Origin of the sequence: Segatella copri, assembly GCF_009495355.1 — a bacterium.
Lineage (GTDB): Bacteria > Bacteroidota > Bacteroidia > Bacteroidales > Bacteroidaceae > Prevotella.
Window position 1 is genome coordinate 1 of sequence record NZ_VZAD01000015.1, and the last position, 6,964, is coordinate 6,964.

Annotated in this window: 8 protein-coding genes; 2 read left to right on the forward strand and 6 right to left on the reverse strand. The window is 47.1% G+C overall.

Going from position 1 to position 6,964, the window contains the following annotated elements:
* Positions 1 to 166 precede the first annotated feature (166 nt).
* The 4 genes from F7D20_RS01545 to F7D20_RS01560 all read right to left on the reverse strand — a co-directional run bounded on the left by F7D20_RS01545 (position 167) and on the right by F7D20_RS01560 (position 4,769).
* A complete protein-coding gene (locus F7D20_RS01545; protein ID WP_158462529.1) occupies positions 167 to 2,323 on the reverse strand; it encodes a type IA DNA topoisomerase in 2,157 nt (718 codons plus the stop codon).
* Between the two features lie 100 nt (positions 2,324 to 2,423).
* Positions 2,424 to 4,082, reverse strand: a complete 1,659-nt coding sequence (locus F7D20_RS01550) for a DUF4099 domain-containing protein (RefSeq protein WP_158462531.1) — start codon at positions 4,080 to 4,082, stop codon at positions 2,424 to 2,426.
* Between the two features lie 31 nt (positions 4,083 to 4,113).
* Positions 4,114 to 4,392: a helix-turn-helix domain-containing protein gene (locus F7D20_RS01555; protein WP_081978971.1), complete on the reverse strand. Its 279-nt coding sequence runs from the start codon at positions 4,390 to 4,392 to the stop codon at positions 4,114 to 4,116.
* Between the two features lie 77 nt (positions 4,393 to 4,469).
* Complete coding sequence (locus F7D20_RS01560; protein ID WP_068856520.1) at positions 4,470 to 4,769, reverse strand: helix-turn-helix domain-containing protein; 300 nt, start codon at positions 4,767 to 4,769, stop codon at positions 4,470 to 4,472.
* Between the two features lie 241 nt (positions 4,770 to 5,010).
* On the opposite strand from F7D20_RS01560, the gene F7D20_RS01565 reads away from it, so the two are divergent.
* Both F7D20_RS01565 and F7D20_RS01570 read left to right on the forward strand, forming a co-directional pair.
* On the forward strand, positions 5,011 to 5,298 hold the full coding sequence (locus F7D20_RS01565) for a helix-turn-helix domain-containing protein (RefSeq protein WP_071122342.1): 288 nt from the start codon (positions 5,011 to 5,013) through the stop codon (positions 5,296 to 5,298).
* A 93-nt stretch (positions 5,299 to 5,391) separates the two neighbouring features.
* Entirely contained in the window at positions 5,392 to 5,724 is a 333-nt protein-coding gene (locus F7D20_RS01570; RefSeq protein WP_158462533.1) for a helix-turn-helix domain-containing protein, read from the forward strand.
* A 106-nt stretch (positions 5,725 to 5,830) separates the two neighbouring features.
* Here F7D20_RS01570 and F7D20_RS01575 read toward each other — a convergent pair whose 3' ends face one another.
* Both F7D20_RS01575 and F7D20_RS01580 read right to left on the reverse strand, forming a co-directional pair.
* Positions 5,831 to 6,226, reverse strand: a complete 396-nt coding sequence (locus F7D20_RS01575; protein WP_228114070.1) for a hypothetical protein — start codon at positions 6,224 to 6,226, stop codon at positions 5,831 to 5,833.
* The coding region (locus tag F7D20_RS01580; protein ID WP_158462535.1) for a site-specific integrase at positions 6,223 to 6,964 on the reverse strand (742 nt) is incomplete at its 5' end. The genes F7D20_RS01580 and F7D20_RS01575, both read right to left, overlap by 4 nt.

The following is a 6,964-nucleotide window of genomic DNA, read 5'->3' on the forward strand; positions in this document are numbered from 1 at the left end:
TAAATACCTGCGACTGGAGTTAAACCAGTTAGGTTAGTGTCATGCCCGACACACAGAAAAAGGCACTCGGTATCCCTCCGAGTGCCGCCACTTAATCCACAGTAAATAAAAGCATCCTGAATAAAGACACCATTTATGAACCATGTTTCGGTGGCAAAGGTACAAACTATTTCTTGTATCTCTTCACATTTCCTCGCTTTTCTGCTGTTTTGCGCTCTGCAAAGACGAATTTCGTGTTGAAATTCTCGTCAAAGGCAATGGCTGCGGAGAATGATTTGCCTTGCTTGCTGGTGAAACCATTGAGCGTTCTGGTCTTGCCCTTGGTGAGCAAGTCGGTGATGTCGGCATCAGTAAGCAACTTTCCTGCTACCTGCTTGAACACTGGCATACCACACTCCTTGTTGCTGCATCTTACTACCTTTCCGAAGAACTGCATGGTACCTTGCTTGCATTTAGGACACTGGCAGCCGGAATCCTTGTGGCTGAAAAGTCTGTCACAACCTAACAATTCCGCAGTGATTTCACGGGTATAACCTTCGATACTATGTGTGAACCCGTCTGCACTTGCTTCACCTCGTTCAATCTTGGCAAGTTCCGCCTCCCATTTGCCCGTCATCTCCACATTGGCAATCGCCATGTTCTTCACCACGGAATGCAGGGCGAGTCCTTTTTCCGTCGGCACAAGTTTCTTCTGCTGGCGCACCATATACTCTCGTTTGAGCAGGGTTTCGATGATGGCGGCACGTGTGGCAGGTGTGCCAATACCGCTGTCCTTCATTGCCTGGCGCATCGTATCATCTTCTATCTCTTTGCCTGCGGTCTCCATTGCTGCAAGCAATGTGGATTCCGTATGCAATGGCTTTGGTTTGGTCTTGCCCTCCGTGATGGTGCAGCCAGAAAGAGTGATATGCTGTCCTTCTTGCCAGTTGGGAATGACTTGCTCCTTGACTTCATTGTCGGTTGCGTCTGCATCCTTGTCCAGCCTGTTGTTCTTTTCCTTGAGCGACAACGCTCGCCAGCCAGTCTGTCGGATGATGGAGCCACTGATGCCAAATTCGACGTCATGATCCACTTGCGCCGATACTGATGTGATGTCCTTGATGCAGTCTGCCGAGAACGCTTCAATCATCCGGCACAATATCATGTCATAAACGATCTTCTCGTCCTTGAAAAGACCAACGGCTGCATTTTCTGTGATGAGCAGGGCATGGTGGTCGGTCACTTTGGCTGCAATCACGCTGTTCTTGCTGTAGTCCTCACTGCCAGGCAAGAGTTTCACTTTTTCTCCATATTCCGAATGATTCTCCAAATTCTTGAAGAGTTTGGGAAGGGTGGCAAATACATCATCCGAGATATATCGGCTTGATGTTCTTGGATAGGTGATGAACTTTGCCTCGTAGAGTTTCTGGGCGATGGATAGTGTATGCTCTGCCGTGAAGCCATGCTGGGAGTTGGCTTCTTTCTGCAAGGTGGTGAGATCGTAAAGGAGCGGTGCCTTCTCCACCTTTCGCTTGGTTGCGACCTTTGTGATGATGGCAGAACCGGTATTTTTCACCTTATTATATATGTCGGTTGCGGTGGCTTTGTCTGTCCATCGGTTGACAGATGTGAACTTCAGTATATTGCCACTGTCTGCATCAACCACACCGAAGTGTACCTGCCAGAACGGTTTCGACTCGAAACGCTTGTGTTCCCAATAGCGTTCGCACACCATGCCAAGTGTCGGGGTCTGCACACGACCTACGGAATAGGTGCCACGTCCTGCGGCTATAGTAAGGGCTTGTGTGCCGTTGATGCCGACGAGCCAGTCTGCCTCACTTCGTGCCTTGGCTGCATGATAGAGATTGTCATACTCCTTGCCATCCTTGAGGTTCAGAAGTCCCTCCCGGATGGCGGTGTCCGTAAGCGAACTGATCCAGAGACGGTCGAAAGGTTTCTGGCAACCGAGATACGCATAGAGGTATCGGAAAATCAACTCTCCCTCACGTCCGGCATCGGTTGCTACGATAATGCGCTCACTGCTGTCAAACAGCTTGCCGATAATTTTAATCTGGGCAAGCACACCTGCATCTGCTTTGTAGCCGTTCTCTGTCTTGACTTGTCGGGGAACAAGAACGAACGGGTCGGGAATCACAGGCAGATTCTCTGCATGGAATCCCTTCATGCCGTAGGTTTCTGGCATGGCTGGCTGCACTAAATGTCCGAATGCCCATGTCACATAATAGCCATTGCCCTGCATATAGCCTTCCTCACGCTTGTCAGCTCCCACAATGTGGGCGATTTCCTTGGCTACACTTGGTTTCTCTGCGATGATTGTCTTCATTTTCTGATGTCTTTTTGTGACACCCGCAACCGTGGGATAGACGGTCGCAGATGTCGGTTGTTATGATGGATGATTAACTCTGTGGATCAAGTGGCGGCAACTACATCTTCACGCTTCTTGCCTTTCTCTTTGGCTTCTGTTCCTCGGCGTTCTGTTCCTTCTGCTGCTTTTCGTTCTTTGGCGCAGACTGTCCCGGACTCAGCGGATCCTTGGTGTGCTTGGTCGCCTCATGGGTCTTGCCCTGCTCGTTGACGGCGACTTGTACCTTGTTCTCATTGGTAGGAATCTGTTCCTTTGCCTGTTTGAGGTCTGGATTGTTGCGGTAGGAACGTGGCTGCATCTTGTCGAAGTCGAACTTTACGTAGGCGGTATAGGTACCGCTGCCGTTCTTGTTCGGCACTTCCTTGATCTCGATGGTCTTACCTGCCACATAGTCGTCCTTCTGCTGCTCGGTCAGTTCCTTCTTGAAATAGGTGTTGAGTCGGCGGATAGTTCCATCCTCATTGAGCCAGTGGTTGGGATCTTGCTGCTTCTTCTGACCGCCCGCATCACCTTCTGCCTTCTGCTCCTGCTTGTCAGCGGTCTGCTTCTTGTCTCCATTCTGTTTCTGACCTTGCGCCTGTCTTGTGCTGCCAGGCACGAACTCCACGCCACGCTGTTCCACATTCACCTGCAACAGCGGTGTAAACTTACGCCCGTTGGCAAGCTCAATCTCCTTGCGAAGCGGAATACCTGAGTAGAGCACTCTCTTGTCGTCCTTGGTAATAGGTGTCTTGCCGATGGTATCTGGTATGCGCACCTTGTTGGTAGGGATGTCAACAATCTCATTGGTGAGACGGTCGATACTGATGAAATGAGGACGCAGCTCACCTGTATTCTTGTCGGGGAAATCCACTACCTTTCCGAGGTTGCCGTTCTGCAACAGGTTCTTCTTGTCCTCTGGAGTAAAGGTATAGCCTTTGTAAGCGACATCGAGTTTTGGCTCGTTGCGCACGAAATGTGGCACGAGTTGCAACTGGTCGTTATCGTCCTTGCGGAATGACAGACGGGCCTGTATCTCTATCTGTTCACCGCCGAAGGTCGGCTTCACTATCACAAGCCCCGTCTTGCCGTAGTTGAGCAGGGCTTTCATATCCTTCTCATTCATACTGTTGAAGTCTATGCCATATTTGGCACCAAGTTCCTGCAGGTTCACATCGTTACCACTGATGAGGTTCTGCTTTACATCCGGAGCGGTCTGTGCCTGCTGTTCGGTTGCAGTCTGTTCTGGTTTCTGTTCCATGTCGTTCTCTTTTTCGTTGGTTTGTTCAGATGATACATTCTCTTTTTCTGTGTTAGCTTGCGTCTTGGACGCATCGTCCGATGATGCGGTTTCTTTCGCCTGACCTTCCGATTGCTTTGCCTCTTTCTCATAATTGGAGGTGTCAACCTTGTGGGCGGAAAGAATCTCCTTGTTAGCCTCCGGATCTTTCAGCAACTCCTTCATCACACCAAGCAGGTTTTCCACCTGGTCTGCCGCTATGCGGTAGAATCCGAATCGGCTTGGCTCCTTGCACTGGCGGAAGAAGTTTCTAAAGAAACTGTCCATCAAGTCACTGTTGCGGTCAAAACGCAGGAAGTCGGACGTGTTCTCCGCCTTGGCGGGTGCTCGCTTCGGGGTGCCGTCCCTGCTGAGTCCGGCGACGACACTGATCTCGCCCGTCTTCTCGTCACGGACTACCAGCACGTCCTGTTCATCACTCTTTTTCTTTTGTACCATAATTGTAAATTTTTAATGGTGAATACTGTTGTTATTTGAATTTCTGATGAATGCGAGTCAAGTAATGCTCCACATTCTCTTTCTTGAATTCTTTGACATTATTCTCTACAAACTGCATCACATCCTCTTCCGTGTAGTATGTTTTCTGCCCCAAACGCTTGTAGGGAAGCACCCCCAGACTGCGATAGCGTTGAAGGGAACGAGGGGAGATTTGAAATAAGAGGCAGAGATCTTGGTTGTCGAGCAATTTTTCATTGATGGCAGAACTTCCTTTTTGCTCCGTCTCTCGTTCGTGTCTCAACATCAGCATGTCGTAGATGCCGTCTATCTTTTTGTGTAGGTCATGGAGATATAACTCCAGTTTTCTCAATGTTCCATCTTCCATGCTCATGTTTCCTTTGCTATTGTTCGTTCCTCAACCATTCTTTCAATGGCTTCAACTTGGTATCGGCATTGATTGCCAATTTTAATAAAATCAATGCGGTTCTCTGAGCGCATTCGCTGCAAGGTGCGCTTGCTCACACCAAGCATCTTAGCTGCATCGTCATTGGTCAACATCGGCTTCAATCCCTTACCCGTCAAGTTCTCTTGAAATGCCATTTTTGCCAATCGCACGTACTGGACTATTTCTGTCAACTGTTCTGTCAGCTTTTTGAAGGCTGCACTTTCCATTGTTATTACTTCCATTCTAATTCCGTTTGAAATGTTATATAATTCGTTGTTTTTATTTCTCGGTGGCAAAATTAACCATTTGCTAAATACCCGTTTAACAACTCATTAATGACCCACGTATAATTTTCTTGATTTTTCTTGCCAAGCGGTCGGCAAACCCCAGAAAAGCACTGCCACAGTTATTCATTTTCATTGTTTTTCAACATACACACATTAACTTTGCACCCAAATTTGTTGAACCAATAAAACAGAGAATATGGAAGTAGTAACAATGGAAAAGAAGGCATTCGACTTGATGATGGCAAGATACGATGCCTTGGTAAAGAAAGTTGAGTTGCTGAAGCATAAGGCTAACGGCAAGCGTCTGAACAAATGGCTTACAGGTCATGAGGTCTGCCAGCAACTTCGCATCAGCCAGCGCACCTTACAAAAACTTCGTGACCGCCGTTTCTTGGGTCATACCCAGATAGGTCGCCAATTCTATTACTGCCCCGAAGAGGTCAAAGCCATCGTTCCGCTTATCGCCAGAATCAAATCGGTATAGCGTAAAGCCAAACTCGCCCAAGGCAAAGCCGAAAACTTTACCCTGGGCGAGCCAACACATTTTATATTCACCACTTAATCCAAATTGTAAACAATGAACATGAACCAACTTCTTACGCATGAGAGCAAGTCGATAGACACCGCCATGCAATCCTTGAAGAAAGCCAACAACTGGCTATCTTCATTCATCGAGTCCTACAGCCCACCTTTGGACGGGGAGCGATACCTCACCGACAAGGAACTCTCCGAGCATTTGAAGCTTAGTCGCCGTACCTTGCAGGAATATCGCAAACAAGGCATCTTGCCCTACATTATATTATGTGGCAAAACCCTCTATCCGGAATCCGAGATACAAGCACTTCTCACTGGTAATTACCGCAAGCCGATAATCGACGGCACTGTTTCACAAGGGGAGGGTACTGCTTAATAATAGCGAAACAAGAATAGCGTACAGGATACAACGACAAAAATCGTTCCCCCTGTACGCTATTATATTATAAAGGTGTAGGAATCTTATTAAAAGATGAGAGATTCTAACTTATACCTCTTGGCATCGTTCCGTTCATCACAATAATCATCGGATACTCGTGTTTTACTTGCTCTGCTTGGCAATCCTTGCAGTTCACAACCTTACTGATAAGCCATTGTCTGAACAACAAGGCTTGGTATGTATCCATTTGAAGTGCTATGGCGATAATCACTTCCATATCATAGACATGCGCAGAATATCCATTTTCAAGTTTGATGTATTGCGAATGCTGGAAATCTTTCAGCACACTTTGTTTCCAAATGCGCTTGATGGTATTCTTCACTGCTGTCCCTGTTACATTCAGCAGTTCGGCAATCTCCCAAACTGTCATCCACACCTCACCATGATGTGGGGCGTAGATGACCATATCTTCTTGTATTGTTATCACTTGTCGTTTCATACTCTGCCATTTATAGTGTTAGTATTATCGTTGCAAACATTTCCAAACGTGAATTCCTCAATGTTATTAATCTGCTGAGACAACTTTTCCACGTCTTTGCTCAATTTCTCCTTGGTAATCTTGGCATACACCTGGGTTGTCTTTATGTCCTTGTGACCTAGCATTGAACTCACGGTTTCTATTGGAACTCCGTTGGAGAGGCAAACCGAGGTTGCGAACGAATGACGGCTCATGTGCCAGGAAAGCGGCTTGGTGATACCACATTTCTTTCCCAGTCTTTTGAGCGAATCCATACAACTTTGGTAGTTGGGTACTGGAAACACCCTGCCGTCTTCACACAATCCACGGTATTTTTCCATAATTTGCTTGGGATAATCAAGCAACTTGATGTTGGCTTCCGTTCCTGTCTTCTGTCGATGGATAACGATCCATTCACCTTCATCGAAAAATTCCTTGATGTTCTCTTCCTTCAAGTTGTACAGATCAATGAAAGCGAGACCTGTAAAACAACAGAACAGGAACAAGTCACGCACCATACTCATCTTCTTTCTTGTGATAGGTGTTTCCATCAACAGGTGAATCTCTTCTTTGCTCAGAAATTCTCTTGTGGTCTCTTCTTCCTTGTACTCATATCGTCTGAATGGGTCTTTTACGAGCCATTCATTATCTATGGCACGGAATACCATTGCACGGAGATTGCGGACAAACACCATCGCAGAGTTTATCTTCAAGTGCTTG

Coding starts and splice junctions, on each gene's coding strand:
- F7D20_RS01560 (WP_068856520.1), bottom strand. CDS start 4,769: ATGGAAGTAATAACAATGGAAAGTGCAGCCTTCAAAAAGCTGACAGAA.
- F7D20_RS01545 (WP_158462529.1), bottom strand. CDS start 2,323: ATGAAGACAATCATCGCAGAGAAACCAAGTGTAGCCAAGGAAATCGCC.
- F7D20_RS01570 (WP_158462533.1), top strand. CDS start 5,392: ATGAACATGAACCAACTTCTTACGCATGAGAGCAAGTCGATAGACACC.
- F7D20_RS01565 (WP_071122342.1), top strand. CDS start 5,011: ATGGAAGTAGTAACAATGGAAAAGAAGGCATTCGACTTGATGATGGCA.
- F7D20_RS01555 (WP_081978971.1), bottom strand. CDS start 4,392: ATGCTGATGTTGAGACACGAACGAGAGACGGAGCAAAAAGGAAGTTCT.
- F7D20_RS01575 (WP_228114070.1), bottom strand. CDS start 6,226: ATGAAACGACAAGTGATAACAATACAAGAAGATATGGTCATCTACGCC.
- F7D20_RS01550 (WP_158462531.1), bottom strand. CDS start 4,082: ATGGTACAAAAGAAAAAGAGTGATGAACAGGACGTGCTGGTAGTCCGT.